This is a genomic window from Paenibacillus sp. LS-5 (assembly GCF_056121505.1).
The window spans coordinates 360,069-380,170 of sequence record NZ_JBWAVA010000001.1 but is presented as its reverse complement, the minus strand read 5'-3'; the positions used below and the strand labels follow the sequence as shown (position 1 = coordinate 380,170).

Genomic DNA, 20,102 nt, shown 5'->3' with positions numbered 1-20,102 from the left:
CGGACAGAGAAGGCGTTATTTTGCGAATACACGTGGTTTTTCAAAATATACGGACTCAGGCGGCGTTATTTGGTCCATTCCAGGATAAATAGAAGGGAAATAGGTTACATAACATCATCTGAGTCCGTAAGAAATGCGCAATCGCATGATCCGGTCGAATAAGGGCTCTCCGGTCCGTAAAACACGCGAGTGCAGTTCGGGCTTTTACAGATAGGCTCTTTCCCTCAGTGAATTCATATGCTATTCATCACTTACGCAGGGGAAACCTGACCTCGCAGCGGGTGCCAACGCCTACTTTACTGGTGATGCCAATCGAACCGCCAAGGAGCTCGACCAGTTTCTTCACAATGGAAAGACCAAGGCCAGTGCCTCCATACTGTCTCGAGCGGGACTTTTCGACCCTAAAAAAGCGGTCAAAGATATACGGAAGCTCATCTTCAGGGATGCCCATACCTGTATCCTCTACGATGAAGTGCACGGCGTCAGATGTATACTTGAGCTGAATATTAATCTTACCCTCATCTGTATAGCGCACGGCATTTTCCAGTAGATTCATCACGATTTGCTCCATCCGTTTGCGGTCTCCATGCAAATTGGTAGCTTGTCCACTATACAATACTGTAATACTCAGGCCTTTTTCTTTGGCGGCCAAATCCAGCTTGCGGGCTGCCTGATCCACAACCAGCTTCAAGTCTACCATCCCTAGGTTAAGCGGAATTTGGCCCTCCTCCATCTTGGCCAACTCAAACAGATCATCTACAAGATGCTGGATGCGGTGTGCCTCCTGATCAATAATGTCTAGATACTGTTTTTTTTCCTCTTCAGTCTCATAGAGTTCACCCTTCACTACCTTGGCATAACCTTGTAGATAGGTGATTGGCGTCCGCAGCTCGTGCGAGATATTCGCCAGAAACTCCTGACGAGTGTCCCGATACCGCTGCAGGTCCATAGCCAGATCGTTAATCGCCGCAGCCAGGAACCCTATCTCGTCAACGCTCCTGATCGCCAGCCTGGTCTCCAGCTCTCCTGCCGCAATTTTGCGGGTTGCTTTCTGCATCTGTACAAGCGGACGAGACAGCACCCGGGCAATGAACCAGGTGATGCCCAGCGCCAGCACCAAAGCCCCCATTCCCGACAAGAGCAGAATATCCCGCACCGAAGCCAAAGATTGCTCCATACTTGCCGTCGATGACATGAGATAGAGTGCAGAACTTATCGTCCTGCCCGTCTTAATGGGTTGCCCCGTCACGAAATACCGGTGTCCCGCAGGATCTTTGTATTGAAAGCTCACACTTTTGCCGGCAAATATCCGCGCCAGATCTGCCGTATGAATAAATGAACGATCCGCCGAGTCATGCACGCCAGAATGAAGATTGATGCTGCTATCCCGGGAAATGTTAAATATACTCACATTAGAAAATTCGGCAAAGGTCCGCATCATTTGTTCGCTGGTAGTGTCCTGGGATTCAGCCATGATGGTGAAATGCGAAGCCAATTCATTGGTTTCGGTCTGCATTTCTTTATAGAAAAAGCTGCTGAACATCCGGTCGATGGCGATCCCCAGAAACAGCAAAACAATCACAAACACCGACATGATCACAAGCCCCAATTTAAAACCGATGATGTTATTCTTCATTCCGTGTCGCCGGGAATTTGGAATTTGTAACCCAGCCCCCATACCGTTTGTACCGGATTATAGGACAGCCCCGCCTTTTGCAGCTTCTCCCGGATGTTCTTGATATGGGTGTCGATCACGCGCGTCTCTCCGCCATAATCATTGCCCCACAATCGTTCAACCAGTTCATCTCTGGTGAATACTCGCTGGCCGCTCCGCGCAAGCATCGTCAACAGATCGAATTCCTTCATAGTAAAATCAATACTTTGGCCTTCAATGAATACTTCTCGTGCTTCAGGAGAGATTCGCAGGCCCGGAAAATTCAACTGCTCTTCCTGGGGCTTGACCGCCTTGGTTAATGAAGAACGCCGGAGCAAAGAGTGAATCCGCGCCAGCAATTCTTCCGGTTCAAAGGGTTTGGTTAGATAGTCATCTGCACCGATGCCCAGCCCCTGCACTTTGTCTTTGGTTTCCGAGCGGGCTGTAAGCATCAGTATAGGAAGCTGAGTATGCTCCCTCACTGCACGGCACACTTGCCAGCCATCCATGTCAGGCATCATTACATCCAGGAGCAGCAGATCGAAGCTGTGCTGTTCTACCATACGTAGCGCTTCATGTCCGGTCGCTGCTTCTTGTGTCGCAAAACCTTCTTTTTGTAAATAAATACGCAGTAAATTCCGCATGTTCCACTCGTCATCTACAATCAGAATTTGTGTTTTCATAGGTTACCTCACCAATTCCTCCATGCTGCCGAATAAGTCTTGTGCCGATTTCATTCTGGATTCGTTACCAACCACACTATAGTAATTCTTATCTGCCACAGCTTTAAGCAGCCCGGCATATTGCCTGATATCTTCGGGGGTAGCTGACAAAATTTCATTCCGTTCCTGCTGCAATTCTTCACTGGTAATCTGTTCGAAATAATGTCGGTCCGCCCGCCGCCCCTGTCCACTGGGACTAAGCGGCTGTTCAAACATCGCCAGGGTGCCAATAATCGCTTTGGTCATCTCTTCTTCATCTGCTTCAAAGCTTCCGGCAAATTGGTATGCCTGATCGTAGACCTCCAGCGTCTCCTGCAAATTCGGATCACGATAGGAGGTGAAGATAAGCACACCGTCTCTCCGCAGGATCAGATTCCCGCCATAAGCTCCGCCTTTTACCCGCACCGTATTCCACAGGTAGGTGAGACTTAGGATCTTTTTGAGAACCTGCATTTTGCCTGAATATACAAAACCAAGCTTAGTAAAATCATATCCCTTTACTACATACTGCACCTGGCTTGCTGACATAAAGCCCTCGTTATTGGCATGATCCTCCGCCTTCAGCATAAGGTTGGATTTCATATACCCGTCCTGAAGTTTCAGTTGCGGCAATTGAGCAGCGAACTGCTCATAGACATCTGCTGTTCCCGTAACCGAAAGGATTAAATTCTGCTTATTGAACAAGGCCGCGCCAATGTCTTTCAGGGTGCCAGCTAAGTGTTCGGCCTGTTGGTCAATAGTGTCAGCTAGTCCTCGGATAAAACGATAATAGGCTACACCCTCAAGCTGTTCCTCGTACGCTCCCATATCGGAGAAATAGGATAGCAATCGGCTGGCTGCGATGTCATTGCCTTTCTGGTTCAGGAACGATTCCATCCGTGAAGCTTCGCGGCGGACGATTTCCTGCAGCTTGGTGTAGTTATCCAGATTGCTGCTATAGAGCATCTCATGGAGAAGCTTAAGCGCATCACTTATGTTGCTCTCTAATACTTTTATACGCGCGCTGAATTTGGGCTGATAGCTGGCTTCAGAATCTGGTTTGGCACCAAACACCTCATTCTGAAATCGCATTCCTCCGGTTTTGATCCCAATCTCACTCGTAAGCTCTTCAATACTATATGCCGCAGTCTCCAATTGCCCAAGTGCCCTCCCCAGCAGCACCAGATATGGAATCTGTTCCGCCGCAAGAACCCTGGTGTCCCAATAAAACTTAATGTAGGCAATTTTGTTCGTAGGTAACTCATGATGAATCAGCTTGATCCCTTCCAGAGTGTACTCATGCGTAGCCACCTGGGATGGAGCGTTACGGTCAATGTCCTGTAGGGACAGCTTCGGGAGCTTCTGCAGATTCTCAGCCGTGTCCGGGAGGCTCTGGCGGGCTAGCAGGTTTTGAGTGCTTTGAACAAGCTGGCTGAGCTGTACTGGGGACAATGATGCTTTATATTCAGCAAGCTGCGCTTTGTTGAAAGCTTCTTTCTCGGCCGCAATGGCAGCAGAAGGCTGTAATATTACTACACTGCAGTGGTTACTATTCAGCAAATAGGTTTCGATCAGCTTCTCAAAATAACGGTCCGCACATTTTTCCCGGATGGCAGTGAACGCTTTTTCATATTCCAGATGTGCAGCCGGCGACCCTCCATACAGCCACGACTTCATTAGCTCAATATTATAGGTCAGCCCTTTGGGATACTGGGTAAAGTCCGCTTCGCGCAGTTCGAATTCCTTACTGTTGAGCGCTGCGAGCACAAGTTTCTCATCCAGACCGTCAGCTACAAGGCGGCTTAACACCGTTCTGATCAGGTCAAGGAAAGCATCTTTGGATGAGGGGTTGGAATGGGTCAGTGTAATGCCCAGCATCGGCTGGACCATACTGTCGGAATAGAAAGCAAACGCGTCTTTGCCCAGTCCGCTTTCGAGCAATGCTTGTTTTAGCGGAGCTGCGTTGCTGTCCATCAGTATGTTTTTTAGAATAGCAAAGGCCAGATTCAGTTCCCGGTCCAGGGAAGTTCCTATCACATAATTCATGCTCAAATAGGTTTTATCTTCAGCGGTTTCTGATTCCAGAATGGGATATTCCGAAGTGAGTTCCGTCATTCCGGTCGGCTGCTGCAGAGGAATTGCGGTATCGAGATCATTACGAGTGTAATGGCTGAGATATTCCTGATGGATGAACTGCAGTCTCTCTTCGATGTTCACGTCTCCATATAGATAAAAATAGCTATTGGACGGGTGATAATAATGACTGTGAGCCGCAAGGAACTGTTCATAGGTCAACGCAGGGATATTCTGCGGATCTCCCCCGGAGGAGTGGCGGTAGATCGTATCGGGGTACAGCGATTTTTTGATCCGGTCAATCAGAACCGTAACCGGCGAGGAATAAGAGCCTTTCATCTCATTGTAGACGACGCCTTTATAGATCAGCTCATCCTGTTCTTGCTGGAGTTCGTAATGCCATCCCTCCTGCTCAAAAATCTCCCGCTGCCTGTAAATATTCGGCTTAAATACACTATCCAGATAGACTTCCATCAAGTTGGAGAAATCCTTATTATTCCGGCTCGCCACCGGATACATAGTCTTATCTGCAAACGTAAATGCGTTCAAGAATGTCTTCATTGAGCCCTTGAGCAGCTCGACAAACGGTTCCTTGACCGGGTATTTGTCAGATCCGCACAAGACCGAATGCTCCAGAATATGAAACACGCCTGTACTGTCCTCCGGCGGAGTCCGAAAGCTCACACTGAAAACTTTATTGTCATCCTGATTCTGCACAAAAAGCAGCTTGGCACCACTTGGCTGATGCTCCATTGTAAATACGGAGGATTCGATTTCCCGGATAAATTCCTCACGTACGACTTGAAATCCTGAATAAATACTACCTGTCTTCAAGTTGCTCACAGATTTCACTCCTCTATTTAGGGCTAACCTCACTCCATGAGCTTATCATATTCCGGGTTTCCTGTTCCATCCGTAGAAGACTTGCAGTATGAATTTGCGAATTACTGGCAGGTTATGTTCCGGTGTTGGCGCCTCACTCCCACGAATGTAAATAGAAGTGTACTGAATAAATATGTAGGAAGAATGTAGAATTGCAATAATTAAAAATGTATTAATAGCGTATTGAAAATCTAATTGAACAAAGAAGGCTGCGCCGCCATTCATTAAGCGGTGCAGCCTTCTTATACATCGGATTTTACAATTAGAAGTCAGTGCGAATTACACGTTTACCAGGCTACACGGATAATCAGGCCTTTGGGGTCGCCTACCTCCAGATAAGCTGCTTGGCCGTTGACATCATCATAAGGGAAGCCGTAAGCCAGGCCGCTGATGCTGTGGTCATGCCAGAACTTTGCATAATAGTTGGCTGGAGCTGCGTTGTAATAGTTCGCTACATTATTCCAGTTGCTGGTTGTATAGACATGGCGGTTGATGGCAGCCGCAGTAGCAGCATCGGTGAGCGCTCCGTCACAGCGGAGAATATCCTGGGTGTTATAACTCGAATACCCGGCAAAATAGTTGGCATTAGCCCCACCTGGAGCAAAAGATCCGTGAATCGGAGCTACGATGCGGTAAGGTGCCTGATCGGTAGCCAGTGATTTGAAGGCGGTTGGCACTTCGTTCTGATATTTCGTGAATATTCCTGCACGGGTTTCCGATTCCAATTCACCTACAGTCCGGTCGTATGAGCCGGACAAGCTCACCAGACGGTGCTGGATCGGGAATCCGAATGCGTCAACGCGGGTAGTATTGCCATGATATCCGGTGGCGTCGACTGTGAATTCAATAAAATCAAAGTAGATATTACGGTTCGGATCCGTTGCATTATTGATATCCGGTCCGGCAAAGCCGTCGTTATAGGTTTTGATGTACAGCGGTGTTCCTACACTGAGGAACATCCGCCCGGAGGTGATTTTGGGCATGTTCACCCATGAGGCCTGGCTGACCGTGTGATAAATATTCGCATAATTCACGCCGTTTTTGGTCAAATGGCCAGACGCGTCGTTCAGAGCCGCTGAGATAGGCACCAGATTTCCATTCAAATCCAGATAACTCCATTGTCCGTTAGCCGGATTGATGCCGATAACCCCCCAGTAGACTTGACTGTCAGAGTATGCTCCCCCTGTTCCGTTCATTACCTTAAAGGATAGCGATCCGCTTGGTGCTGTGGGAATGGAGGATGCGGCAATGGAATAGATCGAACCGGAGGAATTGGATGGCGGTGTTGTAGGTGTGGTTCCGGCATTGAAAGTGAACCAGCCAGTGTCATAAGCAGGAGTTCCGTTGTTATATGTGAAGAAATAGGTGATTGCTGTCCCGCTTGATACCCCCGTTACGGTTTGTTCATAGCGGGCTTTGCTGCTGCTGTACGTCATGCGAAGATTAATCTGGGTTCCACCATTAAGCTTGTAATGCACGTCCGTCCAGCTAGTGCTTACAGCAGATTTGAACCAGATCGTTGCTGTGGTTCCAGACAAGTCGACACCTTGCGTGTAATCGGCGGCCTCGGCTTTGGAGCCGAACAGCGGGAAGCAGGAGATCAGCAGCAGAAGCGCGAGCACGGACATGAGCCATTTTTTTCTCATCGCAATCATCCTCCATTATATGGAATAAGTTCAATCACGCACCATAAATGTATGCGTTTACAATGCTGATTATAGTATTCTTATTGCTCATTTAGTAGGAGCAGAATTTCGGATTTGGTCTCCATATTTTGGGTGAAACGTTTTGATAATCAATGGATCTGCCACATTTGCTGCAAAAAAAGAAAAAACCTTATGTCTCCTGAATGCAGGAGGTATAAGGCTTTTGAAAAACACTATTAGCTTTACCAATGCTTTGCAATGAAAGTATCGCGTCCAGATTGCTCGCGGTCCTCTTTATAGTGCTTTGGATTCTTTTTGTGATAGTCCTGATGGTATTCTTCTGCCCGGTAAAAGACTGGTGCTGGCAGTATTTCCGTTACGACCGGACCTTCGAACCTGCCGCTTGCTGCTACCTGTTCCCGGGAAGCCAGTGCAGCCAGACGCTGCTCTTCATTATAATAAAATACCGCTGTCCGGTATTGGGGACCTCTATCCTGAAACTGTCCACCATCATCGGTCGGATCGATTTGCGGCCAGAACAGCTCCAGCAGCTTCTCGTACGGGAACAACGCCGGGTCATAAGTAATCTGCACAACCTCATAATGGCCTGTTGTTCCGGTTTTGACCTGTTCATAAGTCGGATTCTCTACGGATCCCCCGGCGTAGCCGGAGATAATCCCATGAATTCCGGGCAGCTCCTCAAAAGGTGTTACCATGCACCAGAAGCAGCCTCCGGCAAACATTGCCTGTTCCATAACCTGTATCCCTCTCCCTGTCTATCATCTGCCATGCTAGAAACGCATGTAATGAAGATAAGGCTAAATGTGCTTAATGTCAATTTGAGGACACAGGTGAACAGAGTCTGAATTCGGATGATTGATAAATACCGGCAATAACTTTCAGCGCTTTGATTCCCTCGTTCCCGTCAATCCAGAATTTGCGGCCTTCGCTGATGTGTCTGTAGAAGTCATGGATTAACCGTTTATGACTGTTTCCCCAGTAAGACTTTCCTTCGGCTGCCGTAGACGTGGGTTCACATAGCAGCGTCTCCTGGCCATCCTTCCAGAGGTATAGACAGTCTCTGCGAAGAAGCAGCGTACCCAGCTCAAAAACAACTTCCATTTCAACCGGAGAATTCACCGAATATGCATTCGTTCCATAAAAAATTCCGCGTATATTATCCTTGAAAATGATGCAGGCATGTGCGGTATCTTCCACTTCAATGACTTCATTCAGTACATCCGTAGTCACACTTCCCTTAATAGAAGTGATTTCGCCGCCGAACCATTGCAGGAGATCGAGCGTATGAATCGTCTGGTTAATCAGGACTCCTCCACCTTCGGTAGACCATTTCCCGCGCCAGCTACTCTGCGTATAATAATCTTCACTCCGGCTCCAGGTCACGATCCCCTTCATGCAGAGCAGCTGGCCGAGAATACTGGAGTCTATAATCTCTTTGATTCGTATGGAAGCTTCATTATAACGATTCTGAAATACAATACCCAACTGTCCCTTGCTTACAGCTGCAGCTTCCTGCATTCTCCGGGCGGACGGCACATCCATGGCCATTGGCTTCTCCGTCAAGACATGATGGCCTGCCTGAAGGAACTCCACTGCCATTGAGGCATGCAGATGATGCGGTGTGCATATGTGAATGATGCTGATGTCTGTTCTCCCAATAAGCTGCTTATAGTCTGTTACCGCTTCACAGCCATAGTCCTGAGCGGCTTGTGCCGCATGTTCAGGATCGGAATCGGCGACGGCAATTAGCCGTGCCCCTTCCAACGATAGAATAGCCTTGGCATGCAAGGGGGCAATCGCGCCGCATCCGACGATCGCTGCACCAATTGTACTCATCCCGGTTCACCTTCCGTTATGCTCTGTCTTAAATTCTACTAACTTAGTATGTTACCTGAGAATATCCGGTGTAAGGTTCAGCGCTTGAGATTGGGCAATGAGGCACAGTTCCGCAGCTTTGAACACATGAGCCTGTGTCATCGCCAGCTCTGAACGCTGCAGACAGTCCAGGATAAGCTCACCGAAGAAGGGAAAACCAATTTTGCCGACTACCTGCTCATAATGTTCGCCCTGTCCGTCTACCCAAAAGACGTGATCCGGTGTATTTGAGCGGGCAATATCTGTGTATTTGCGCAGCTCCAGGTAACCTTCGGTTCCCATAATGATCATACGTCCGTCCCCCCAAGTTCCGAGTCCCTTCGGGGTGAACCAGTCCACGCGAAAATATTGGGTTGCACCATTATCACCAACCAGTGATGCATCCCCGAAATCTTCAAGCTCCGGATGGGCAGCATTGTTGTAATTGGCCACCTTGCTGTGCAGTACCTTGGCGTCACGGCAACCCGCATAATAGAGAAATTGTTCGATCTGGTGACTGCCGATATCACAGAGAATCCCCCCATATTTCTCGCGTTGGAAGAACCAGTCGGGACGGCTTGGCGCATTCAGACGGTGAGGCCCCATCCCAATCACCTGTAACACGCAGCCTATCGCACCCTGTCTGATCAAATGGCCAGCGTACACTGCACTTTCCACATGCAGCCGTTCACTGAAATAGCACATGTATTTACGTTTCGTTTTCTCTGCCTGTACACGCGCCGCCTCTAGCTGTTCCATAGCTGTAAAAGGTGCCTTGTCCGTAAAATAGTCCTTCCCGTGAGCCATTACACGCAGACCCAGTGGTCCTCTTTCAGAGGGCACAGCGGCAGCGGCTACCAGGCGGACCTCCGGGTCTTCCAGTATTTCTTCGGCAGATCTGGCCACCCGGACTCCCGGATATGCGGCCGTGAACGCTTTGATCTTTATTGGATCCGGGTCATATACCCATTTCAATTCCGCTCCAGCCTCCACCAGCCCGTTGCACATTCCATAGATGTGTCCGTGGTCCAGTGCGATTGCAGCAATTACGAATTCGCCTGGTCCCACAACAGGTTTAGCCTCATGTCTGGGAGCATAATTCATTCCGTCATTACGACTCATACATTTTCCCTCCAGATCTAATTACAGCAAGGTATGAAGATATTTCAAGCTGATCTCCAGGCTCTCGAACGGATTGCGGCGGCAGACATCCTGTTCAACCACATACCACTCTACTCCAGTCTCGCGGCAGGCTTCGATGATTGCTCGATAATCCATATTGCCTTGGCCGATTTCAGCAAATTCTGCTTTTCTTGCGACCACTGCCATATCTTTCAGATGCACAACCCGCATTCGGCCCTTCATCTTGTGAATCCAATCCACCGGACTGCCACCCCCAGCCTGAACCCAGTAGAGATCCAATTCAAAATCGAACGTCTCCGGGTCTGACTCCTGCCGAAGAACTTCAAGTCCCGTCATGCCATCCAGTCGCTCGAACTCAAAATCATGATTATGATACACAAATTGCAGCCCGTGCTTCTGCTTCAAGACTTTTGCAATTTGGGAAGCTTTCTTGGCAAATGTACGATAACCTTCCTGACTAGTCTGGTACTCGCCCGGAAGTGCTCCAAGACCGATGTATGGACAGTTCCAGAGCTTGTGCTCCGCCGCCAGCGCGTCAAGGTCGTTCACCAGCCTGTCCCAGGGAACGTGTGTGGCACAGATCGCCAGTCCCGCTTCTTCTGCATATCGCTTCACCAGTTGCGGATAAATTGGCCCAATACCCGAAACCTGCACTGCCTGATAACCAATATCCTTTACCTTTAGAAAGCTGTCCCGCAACCCTTCGGCAGTCTGTGTGAACTCCCTCAGGGTATACATTTGCGCGGCAATGGTTGAAGTCTTCATAGATTGCTACACTCCTTGTATGGTTGTAATCGGACGGTTGATATCGCTTTAACCGAAGATATCTAGTGTGTTCCCGACACATTCAGCGTCTTTAGCCCAGTCGTATCCTTTTGGAAGGTTGAATTCTGCACTTTATCCATCAGCTTCTCTTGGAACAAATCACCGTCAATGGGAAGCTCCACCCAGTTATCTGTCCATGCGGACAGATACATCGCATTCGACAGTGTCAGGCCATGGATGCCGTCTTCCCCTGGTGCAAGCAAGGGTTCATCGTGCAGGATGGCGTTCGTGAAGTTACGCAGGATGCCTTTATGCTGCTCACCATCCCCTTTTTCCACGGGAATCTCGCATTTCCAGCACTCTGGTGCTCCGAAGCCGCCCTTGTATTCAGCGTTAAAAACTGGCTCAGGCGTGCGCAACCGCCAGAAGGTCAGGGTGCCGTCTTCAATGACGATCTTCCCGTTGTCTCCGGTGATTTCAAAGCGGTTTGTACCCGGAGCTTCTCCGGTCGTGGTAATAAAAAGCCCGGTGGCTCCATTCGCATACTCGGCATAAGCAGTCACATCATCCTCGACCTCAATCTTCCGGTATTTCCCAAAATGGCAAAACGCCCGAATGCGCACAGGCATCATTCCTGTGGTCCACTGCCAGAGGTCTAACTGATGCGGGTCCTGATTCAGCAGCACTCCGCCTCCCTCTCCGGCCCAGGTAGCGCGCCAGCCGCCGGAATCATAGTAGTTCTGTGATCTGTACCAGTTCGTAATAATCCAGTTCGTACGACGGATCTCGCCAAGTTCACCAGCCTGAATCAGCTCACGGAGCTTCTGGTAGAGCGGGTTGGTCCGCTGATTGTACATAATGCCGAACTTGCGGTCTGACTTAGCAGCTATGTCGTTCATTTCCTGAACGGCTTTGGTGTATACACCGGCAGGCTTTTCAATCAGAACGTGCAATCCGTACCCCAGCGCTTCTATCGCGAGCGGCGGGTGGTCATAATGCGGTGTAGCGATTAACACAGCATCAATGACGCCTGATTGAAACATATCTGTTGCTGTGCTGAAATGCTTCACCTTCTCCGGCAACTGTTCCGAAGCCCATTCCAGGCGTTCAGGACTGATATCGCATACGGCAGTCAACTCAGCCCCCTTCACTTCTTCCAGCAGGCTAAGGGCATGGGCCCGGCCCATATTTCCGATGCCTATGATTCCATAACGTACCTTTGTCATCTCTTGGATCACATCCTGATTTCAGTTTATGTTATGAGAATAACCTTAATCATCAGGTGTGAACATGACTGGAATTAAGGAGTATTTGTATATAATTAAGATGTATTAGTTAAATGAAAGCGGTATACTAAAGTTATTCCTCTCTTAAGGAGTGGCCCTATGGATCGATTAGGAAATATGACAGGACGACTGCTTCAGAATTTGAACGTTACTGTCACTCATGCCCAGCTCAGTACCAGGTACCCGGGCTGGAACCGCACGAACGAGACGCCTTCTTTCAACCGGCTTTATTTTATTGACAGCGGGGAAGGTAAAGTGATTATTAATGGTGTTGCTTATTATCCAAGACCAGGGCAATTAATGATAATGCCTGCCGGTTCCATTCAGACCACAGAAACTTCACCAGACCACCCATATGCCCGGTACTATTGCCATTTCGATGCCCACATCGGGGAGTGGCCGCTGTTTCATTCCGCTAATAAGCTGTATATCAGCGATGCTGCCGATCCCGACGCTGTTCGGGAAGTTTTTACCGAGATGATCACTCACTTTCAAGATGACAGCTTTCTCTCCACAATCCGTGTGCAAGCGGCACTGCTTAATCTTATGGCGTTGTGCATGGAGGCCGGCGGCTACTCGGATTTCCTGAATGAGCTGCTGCATACCAGTGACCAGGGCAAACTCGCGCATGTGCTGGAATACATTGACCGGCGTCTGAAACATCCGCTTGAGATCGAAGAACTGGCAGATCAAGTGCATCTGCATCCCAATTATTTTATTCCTTATTTCAAAAAGTTCATGGGCGTCACCCCGATGCACTATGTACAGCTCAAACGGATGGAACTCGCCAAAAAACAGCTGTCCTATACCGGCTTCAGCATCTCTGATATCGCCGAACAGGTTGGGATGGAGCTGGCCCACTTCTCTAAGTATTTCAAAAAAACAACCGGGGTCTCCCCCTCGGCCTACCGAAGCAGCACCCGATAAATGCCTGGCCACTGTTTCACTTTAAGATTAATGAATGTATATACAACTGTCACGTAGAGCGGATAGATCTTTAAAGTCTTGTGCAAGAAGTTATGCTGCAAAAGAATTCATCCTGGGCTGCGCGATAGCGCTGTACCCTGCAGAGAGGAAGTGCCGTTCATGGCTCGATTAGCATTGCAGCCTGCGCTTGCAGGCAAGATTGCTGTTATTACTGGAGGAGCGGGTGTCTTGTGTGCTGTCATGGCACATGAATTAGGGCGACAGGGCGCCAAGGTAGCTATCCTGAACCGCACGGTGGAAAAGGGAAACGCGCTTGCTGCCGAGATTAATGAAGCAGGAGGACAAGCCTTTTCAGTAGCTTGTGATGTAACGGATGAAAGCAGCGTTAGCCTTGCTGCAGCTGAGGTTCTGAAGCATTGGGGGCCATGCGATCTTTTAATTAATGGGGCTGGGGGAAATCAGCCATCCGCCATTACAACGAAGGAAATACTGGCAGATGGAGATCTGGAGAATCCGGAGATCACCTCCTTCTTCGATCTATCTGCATCCGGCTTCCGTCAGGTCATGGACCTCAATCTGGTTGGCACACTTATACCTACCCAACTATTTGCCAGGCAAATGCTTGGGCGTTCAGGTGCAACCGTGATTAACATCTCTTCCATGAGTGCCGCGTCACCAATGACCAAAGTACCTGCATACAGTGCTGCAAAGGCTGGGATTAACAACTTCACCCAATGGCTGGCTGTCCATCTGGCAGAGTCCGGGATTCGCGTTAATGCCATTGCACCAGGCTTCTTCCTCACGAATCAGAATGAGAAGCTCCTGCTCCGTGATGACGGAGGACTGACCGAACGATCAGACAAGATCATCTCCCAGACTCCGATGCGCCGCTTCGGGAAGCCGGAGGACCTTCTCGGTACCTTACTCTGGTTGGCGGACGAAGAGATGTCGGGTTTTGTTACGGGAATTACAGTACCGGTAGACGGCGGATTCATGGCCTATTCAGGGGTATAGAAAGCTTGAGTTCTGTACAGAACAATACAGCAATCCATAAGAAATGCGGCTGAAGTGATTTGTTACAATGAACAAGTCAGAACCAAACCTCAACCCTGGAAAGGATGTTGTTCACATGGCCAATTTTACAGCTTATCTGATGTCGGAGGATGCTAAAGCTCAAGCGGAGTTCTACATTCAGGCGCTTGGCGGCAAAATGAATTCCATTACCAGACACGGAGACTTGCCAAATGCAAGTGAGGATTTGAAGGACAAAGTGATTAACCTTAGCTTTATGGCTGCCGGGGTCCACTTTATGATGTCCGATTCAGTCTTAGAACCGGTTAGTTATGGAAATACGGTCAATTTGAACCTGGAATTCGCGGAAGAAGCTGAAGCCCGTCAAGCCTTTGACAATCTTGCGGAGGGCGGCGTGATTAAGGAAGCATTGAATCCAGCATTCTGGGGAGCACTCTTCGGACATGTTCAGGATAAGTTTGGCATCCTTTGGATGATCACTACAGTGCCTAAGCAGGAATAACAGTGACCTATCCTTTATAAAGACGCCGTTAGGTTCTATTCAAGCGGCGTCTTTTCACTGTGCGAACCCTCCGTCTCCTTTAAGCCACTCCAAAAGCATTCACAAGCACATCCCCAGCACCGACAGCAGAACTGATCCAATAAGTCCGGCCAGAAAGTGGCTTTTTCCTATTTGGAAAAATTTTTTTAAATCCCTCCTTTCCTCCAGACCCATCAGGTAGGCAGGTGCTCCTACAACGGCATTTCTGCCGTTGTTTCGTTTTCAAAACAGGCTTGGGCGGACAATAGCCACGTTACCGAATAAATTCGGGAGCAGCCTATTGCACGTAGTAAGGAGCTACTTAATGTTCAGAGCCAGCTAAAGTAATGCAGAAACAGTGGAATAGATGTTCCTCATACGTCTATTCGTTTTTGCGGACTGGACGCAGTGTAATTACACCAGCCGATGGCACATCCAGCGCGTGTACCCCGCTGCTCCAGTTCAGCTGGTAATCTGCAGTCACTGTTCCGTGACAATCACGGACACTGATATCCAGTGGACCCGAGTCACGGTCCAACTCCAGCACCAACCGGGTGAGCAGCGTACCATTGACGATAATCACCAGCCCTGGTAAATCCCCGGTTACGGAAATAACAGTATCAAGGTAAGCCGCAAATACCCACTTCTGGGTGGTGCGGGCTATCACCAGCGGATACAACAGCTCAGGATGCTGCGGCTCCAGGCGGCCATCCAGCAATACCTCCCTGTGTTCTCGCCAGAAGGATAACCAGAACGCCAGCATGGTGACATGGTCCTCCGGCAGACGTTCGATTCTGACTGAAATCTGCGGGACGGCAAACAGCACATTGATAAACTGAAGTGCTGCCGATGCTGAAGACTCCTGCATATTCCACATCAACATGTCAGAATGCGCCGCAGTGGTTCCGCATATCAACCGGATATCGATTGTCTTGATCCGGTTCTGGAGCGCGTCATTCGGACAATCCCCTGCCCGGAACATATTCCCGTATTTGCGCATCAGCGGTCCAATGTAGTTCTGGCGGAATTCGATCAGAATATCCGGTTTCAGCTGCCGCAGACGGGAGATGATGCCACTCATTAGCTTATCTACCGCTTCCGGCACCGAACCGGTGTCATGCCCATACTTAGGTGACGTATCCTCTGGGGTATAGAAACTATCGATGAAATCCAGCTTAAACCCGTCCAGATCCCACTCCAGAACCGCCTGCTCATAGATTCCGGTCAAATATTCCCGCACTTCCGGGTAACGGGGATCGGCAACCCCGGCTCCAAACGCATCATTCACATACAGCAATTTATTCTCAAACCTCGCCCAGGCCTGACTATGCTTCCCGATGAATGGAACCGCGTACCATAGCATGAATTTCATCCCATACTTATGAATCCGGGCTACGTGAGTCTTCAGATCTGGGATTTTATCCGCACTCTCCCTCCAGTCTCCGCAGTACGCATAACCCCTGGTTGCATCTGAGGTTTGCCAGCCATCATCCACGATAACTGTCTTGCAGCCCACTGCAGTTGCTGCGCGGCACTCGGCTTCTACTGCATCAGGTGTTAGCTGTTGATGAAAGCTGTACCATGTCGAATACATCGGTTCCCTGGTCGCTTCCGGAATGGGTGAAGGGTCACATCCGGGTAGTCCGGCCCACCATTCTGTCACTCCCTTCAATGCTTCATAATACGGATGACTGCGGGAATCCAGCCTCAGAGTGATCTCAAGATGGCCCACTGGCGGGCTAGATTCTGCAAAGAGTGTCACGGAACAATGAAAGCAGGATGTTTCTTCATGCAGACCTGTATGCAGAACCACAGGGTTCAGAACATCCGAACAGGCAAAGGTAAGCACATTATTCCCACGGTTCCCATAGAGACTAATGACCGGCGCAGAGGAAGTAGAACTTGAGGGGAAGCCCTGCCACCAATCAGGGATCAGTCCGCGGCTCCGCTCTACCGCTGGATGCCACAGACCTTGCACATCCACTGCTGCGCAGCTCCATTTCAGGGATAATTCAGGGGGAACCTCCGGATTTGAGGCATCCATAACAAGACGGACATAATGAACTCCTGTCTCAGAGACTTCTTCACTAGCATCAAAGAGGGAGACGGTAAAAGCACCTGTCTTACCCTCCAGCCTCATTTCACAGCCATTGCTTAGTATGATCTTCAATAGCTTCAAAGCTCCTTTGTAGCCGGTTGTGACCGCCTGAATGATTACAGGTTACATTCGGCACGGAATCGAAATCTGTATACACGCCCCGATCCCTGGCCGGCTGGCGATGGTTACCCCGTAGCTGCTGCCATGATGCAGCTTGATCCGGGAATCCACATTACGTATGCCATAGCCAATGCGGGGGCCTTCGGGGTCCATAATCTGCCGGATGATCTCCGAATTCATGCCAACCCCATTATCAATCACCTTGAACACAATCTCCGTATCCCTTTTCTCAGCGATAAGTCGGATACCAAGAGTCATTCCGAACCAAGCATGCTCGAGCGCATTTTCAATCAGCGGCTGGAGTATCAGCTTGACCGTGGCGTACTCCAGAACTTCCGGGTCGATGTCATAATATACACTAAGCCGTTCACCGTATTTGATACACTGGATTGCCACATAGGCTTTAGCATGTTCTATTTCATTACCCACGGTGGTCAGGATTTCTCCGCGGTTCAGACTAAGCCTGTAGAATTTCGCCAGCTCCTGGACCATAATATGCAGTTTATCGATATCGCCGAATTGCGCGAGACGATTGATAGAGGAGAGAGTATTGTAGAGGAAATGGGGATTGATCTGCGCCTGCAGCGACTCCAGCTCTGCTTCCTTTTTCTGCAGATCGGCAACGTAATTTTTGTGGATCAGTTCTTCCATATTGCTGCCCATCCGATTGAAAGCGGTAGCGATTTGAGCCAGCTCGTCATTGCCTTTGAAGCGGATTCTTTTGTGGAAATCCCCGTCATGAAAAGCATTGAGCGATCCCACGATCTTCTGAATCCTCCGTGAAAAGTAACCGGATACCCAAATTCCCAGCACTGCCAGAATGAAGGCGCTGACCAGACAGACCAGCAGGGTCATCCGGCGGACTTCATTCGCGCTCTGATCGAACAAGCTATCCGGAATGTAGGCTTGCAGCTGCCAGCCCAGACCGTGCAGGGATTCACTAAGAACAAGCCGTCCGGGCCCGGACTGGATGCTCCCCCCTTCCGAATCTTCCGGCGAGGACTGCAGCACGATTCTTCCGCTGTCGTCAAGCACGACAAGCGTGCTGTATTCACCGATTTTACGATAGTCCACCGAATCCAGCAGATCCTTAATCTGCACCGTCACCCGGACGAGTCCGATCTTCTTCCCGCGCTGTACATCGTCCAGACGCTGCAGCAGCGAGATATTATTGTCCTCCATATCGTGGAGTATCTGCTGCCAGTGGCTGAGACTCGGGAGGGTGCCCGGGAATTCCAGCATGCGGTACCAATCCGCATCTTGAATCCGCTGCAGATGATAGATCTCGTATCGTTTGGTTGAGAGCAGTGGATTCTGCCCTCCATCCTTATAGAACACCTCAGGCAGTGATTCGTTCTGAAGATACAGGGACAGGCCAATGTTGCTGGCTGTATAATTCAGCAGATTTTCGAGCGCCGGCATGAGGGTCTTCGTCATGGTCTCATAGCTGTACCAGCCCTGATCATAGCGGCGTAGAGCATTTTGCAGACTGTAATTGTAGTAGAGACTGTTCGAGATCCGTTCGAGATCATCTGTGCGGTAACGGATATTATCGCGCATTTGCCTCAGGGTACCTTGAAGATTCTCACGTGTTTTTTCACGTAGGGAATTCACAGAATGGGTGTAAGCTAACAAGCCAACCGTCAATACGGCAATCAGCAGGCAGAGTACATAAGGCAGAATGAGCTTGTATCCAAAAGGAATATTCCCCATGCGCCGCATGTCACAGATGTCTCCTGTAATCGCCAGGGCTCACACCATAAAATTCCTTGAACTGCTTGCTGAAATGGGAAAGATTCTTATAACCCACTCTGTTTGCGGCTTCATAGACCTTCAGTTTTGGATCACCAAGCAATACCTTGACCCGCTCAAGCCTCCGCTGCCCCACATAATCGGAGAAATACACTCCGGTCTCTTCATAGAAGATCTGACCCAGATGGTTAGGCGAAAAAGAAAAGTAATTGGCTGCATCCCGCAGCATGACATTATGCTCCAGATGCTCTTCAATGTACGCCTGAATCTCCTCTACAAGCTTGCGTTTCTTCCCCTGGCGTTTGCGCTGCAGGCGCTCGGATAACTCGAACATCCGGCGGCGGAGCCAGGATTTCATATCCTCAATGGTCTCAAGGTCATATAAAATATTGAGATGCTTGCGTTCCAGCCCCAGCAGCTCATAAAAATCCTCATTGATCGTATGCAGATATGCATCCAGCTTGGAGATAATGTGCAGGAAAAGCTGGTAAATCTCCAGCTTGGTCTCCATATTGCCCACCCATACGAACAGCTCCTCGTTGCAGTCATCCACATCGACCAGACGATAAGTGGACATCGCCGCAAATAAAGCTTGCAGTATGCTGTCTAAGTCCTTAGCGGAGGCCGAGATCGGCCCTCTGGCATCGGAATGCAGAATCAGCTTGCCTTTGCCCAGGAACAACTTCAGTCCTAGCGCATTCCTTGCCTGCTGGAAAGAATCACGCAGCTCACACAGATGGCTAACGGTAGGACCCACACCGATGGTTATCGTCAGCGGTATTCCGTCCGCCGCCTGTTGGATCAGCCTGCGGAGTATTTCGTGGCCCATACCTTCTTCGAGAATCAGCGCGTAATGGAACCGTTCCGTTCTGCACGCTTGTATCTGTTCTTCGGAACAATACCGCTCGATTGACAGCTCCAGTCTGTTCTCTATCTCTGCCTTGGCCCCGTCACTGTAGCCGTTCAGCTTCCAGGACATATCATCGGGTTCGAGCAGCGCCGTGTACAGTCTCGCTCCACTCCAGTTGATCCCCACTCGATGAAGGAGAGACAATATCTTTTCTTCATCCGGGGTTCCGTCAATCAGCTGCATGAACAATTCCCTGCGCAGAAGTGGCTCAGATTCGGAGAAGTACCGCTCCAAATAGTTGTGCTCCTGCTCGCGGTCCAGACTTTCCCTGACCTCTTCAAGTGATCTGCGCAGATCTTTATCATCCACAGGCTTCAGCACATAACCGGACGCGCTCATGGATATGGCCTGCTTGGCATATTGAAAATCCTCATAGCCGCTGACAAATATAATCTTCAGCTTCGGGTTCAGCTCAAGGGCTCTGCGGGCAAGCTCCATTCCTGACATGATCGGCATTCTGATATCGGTGACCATAATATCCACAGTCTGCGACTCCAGCACCTCCAGTGCTTCAAAGCCGCTGCATGCGGCTGCACACACCTCCATGCCAAGACCTTCCCAGTTCATGAAGCGCTGCAGTCCCTCCAGATCCAGCAGCTCATCGTCGACCAGCAGCACCTTGTACATCCCATATCACCCTCACAATCAGAATTCAATCTGCACCCAGGCGACCTGTGCTTGCGGATAATACCATATAATAGTAAAAAGGGGGTACACT

15 protein-coding genes are annotated in these 20,102 nt (G+C 49.6%); 3 read left to right on the top strand and 12 right to left on the bottom strand.

Annotated elements, in window-relative coordinates:
* Positions 1-247: 247 nt before the first annotated feature.
* The 9 genes from AC0MA3_RS01720 to AC0MA3_RS01680 all read right to left on the bottom strand — a co-directional run bounded on the left by AC0MA3_RS01720 (position 248) and on the right by AC0MA3_RS01680 (position 11,965).
* Positions 248-1,636 (bottom strand): sensor histidine kinase, encoded by a 1,389-nt coding sequence (locus AC0MA3_RS01720; protein ID WP_474654950.1) that lies wholly within the window; start codon positions 1,634-1,636, stop codon positions 248-250.
* Complete coding sequence (locus tag AC0MA3_RS01715; protein ID WP_379152657.1) at positions 1,633-2,337, bottom strand: response regulator transcription factor; 705 nt, start codon at positions 2,335-2,337, stop codon at positions 1,633-1,635. Before AC0MA3_RS01715 ends, AC0MA3_RS01720 begins: the two co-directional genes overlap by 4 nt.
* Before the next feature lie 3 nt (positions 2,338-2,340).
* The gene (locus AC0MA3_RS01710; RefSeq protein ID WP_474654949.1) at positions 2,341-5,271 is read right to left on the bottom strand and encodes an insulinase family protein; all 2,931 of its coding nucleotides are present in this window, start codon (positions 5,269-5,271) and stop codon (positions 2,341-2,343) included.
* Between the two features lie 326 nt (positions 5,272-5,597).
* Positions 5,598-6,956 (bottom strand): glycoside hydrolase family 64 protein, encoded by a 1,359-nt coding sequence (locus AC0MA3_RS01705; protein ID WP_474654948.1) that lies wholly within the window; start codon positions 6,954-6,956, stop codon positions 5,598-5,600.
* A 242-nt stretch (positions 6,957-7,198) separates the two neighbouring features.
* Positions 7,199-7,711, bottom strand: a complete 513-nt coding sequence (msrA, locus tag AC0MA3_RS01700; RefSeq protein WP_379152663.1) for a peptide-methionine (S)-S-oxide reductase MsrA — start codon at positions 7,709-7,711, stop codon at positions 7,199-7,201.
* A gap of 79 nt (positions 7,712-7,790) precedes the next feature.
* Positions 7,791-8,813 carry a Gfo/Idh/MocA family protein gene (locus AC0MA3_RS01695; protein ID WP_474654947.1) on the bottom strand — a complete coding sequence of 341 codons (1,023 nt, stop codon included), beginning with the start codon at positions 8,811-8,813 and terminating at the stop codon, positions 7,791-7,793.
* Positions 8,814-8,864: 51 nt separating this feature from the next.
* Positions 8,865-9,953 (bottom strand): Gfo/Idh/MocA family protein, encoded by a 1,089-nt coding sequence (locus AC0MA3_RS01690; RefSeq protein ID WP_474654946.1) that lies wholly within the window; start codon positions 9,951-9,953, stop codon positions 8,865-8,867.
* 21 nt (positions 9,954-9,974) lie between these two features.
* Positions 9,975-10,739, bottom strand: a complete 765-nt coding sequence (locus tag AC0MA3_RS01685) for a sugar phosphate isomerase/epimerase family protein (protein ID WP_474654945.1) — start codon at positions 10,737-10,739, stop codon at positions 9,975-9,977.
* Positions 10,740-10,801: 62 nt separating this feature from the next.
* Positions 10,802-11,965 carry a Gfo/Idh/MocA family protein gene (locus tag AC0MA3_RS01680; protein WP_474654944.1) on the bottom strand — a complete coding sequence of 388 codons (1,164 nt, stop codon included), beginning with the start codon at positions 11,963-11,965 and terminating at the stop codon, positions 10,802-10,804.
* 159 nt (positions 11,966-12,124) lie between these two features.
* Here AC0MA3_RS01680 and AC0MA3_RS01675 point away from each other — a divergent pair, with 159 nt between their 5' ends.
* From AC0MA3_RS01675 to AC0MA3_RS01665, 3 genes are all read left to right on the top strand, one after another.
* Complete coding sequence (locus AC0MA3_RS01675; RefSeq protein WP_379152673.1) at positions 12,125-12,952, top strand: helix-turn-helix domain-containing protein; 828 nt, start codon at positions 12,125-12,127, stop codon at positions 12,950-12,952.
* Positions 12,953-13,111: 159 nt separating this feature from the next.
* Entirely contained in the window at positions 13,112-13,966 is an 855-nt protein-coding gene (locus AC0MA3_RS01670) for an SDR family oxidoreductase (RefSeq protein ID WP_474654943.1), read from the top strand.
* A 115-nt stretch (positions 13,967-14,081) separates the two neighbouring features.
* Positions 14,082-14,486 (top strand): VOC family protein, encoded by a 405-nt coding sequence (locus AC0MA3_RS01665; protein WP_474654942.1) that lies wholly within the window; start codon positions 14,082-14,084, stop codon positions 14,484-14,486.
* A gap of 400 nt (positions 14,487-14,886) precedes the next feature.
* Here the strand turns inward: AC0MA3_RS01665 and AC0MA3_RS01660 are convergent, their stop codons facing one another.
* From AC0MA3_RS01660 to AC0MA3_RS01650, 3 genes are read right to left on the bottom strand one after another with little or no spacing between them, the layout of a single operon-like run.
* A complete protein-coding gene (locus tag AC0MA3_RS01660) occupies positions 14,887-16,674 on the bottom strand; it encodes a glycoside hydrolase family 36 protein (protein ID WP_474654941.1) in 1,788 nt (595 codons plus the stop codon).
* Positions 16,675-16,725: 51 nt separating this feature from the next.
* Positions 16,726-18,444, bottom strand: a complete 1,719-nt coding sequence (locus AC0MA3_RS01655; protein WP_474654940.1) for a cache domain-containing sensor histidine kinase — start codon at positions 18,442-18,444, stop codon at positions 16,726-16,728.
* A 1-nt stretch (position 18,445) separates the two neighbouring features.
* Complete coding sequence (locus AC0MA3_RS01650) at positions 18,446-20,011, bottom strand: response regulator transcription factor (RefSeq protein ID WP_474654939.1); 1,566 nt, start codon at positions 20,009-20,011, stop codon at positions 18,446-18,448.
* Between the last annotated feature and the right edge of the window lie 91 nt (positions 20,012-20,102).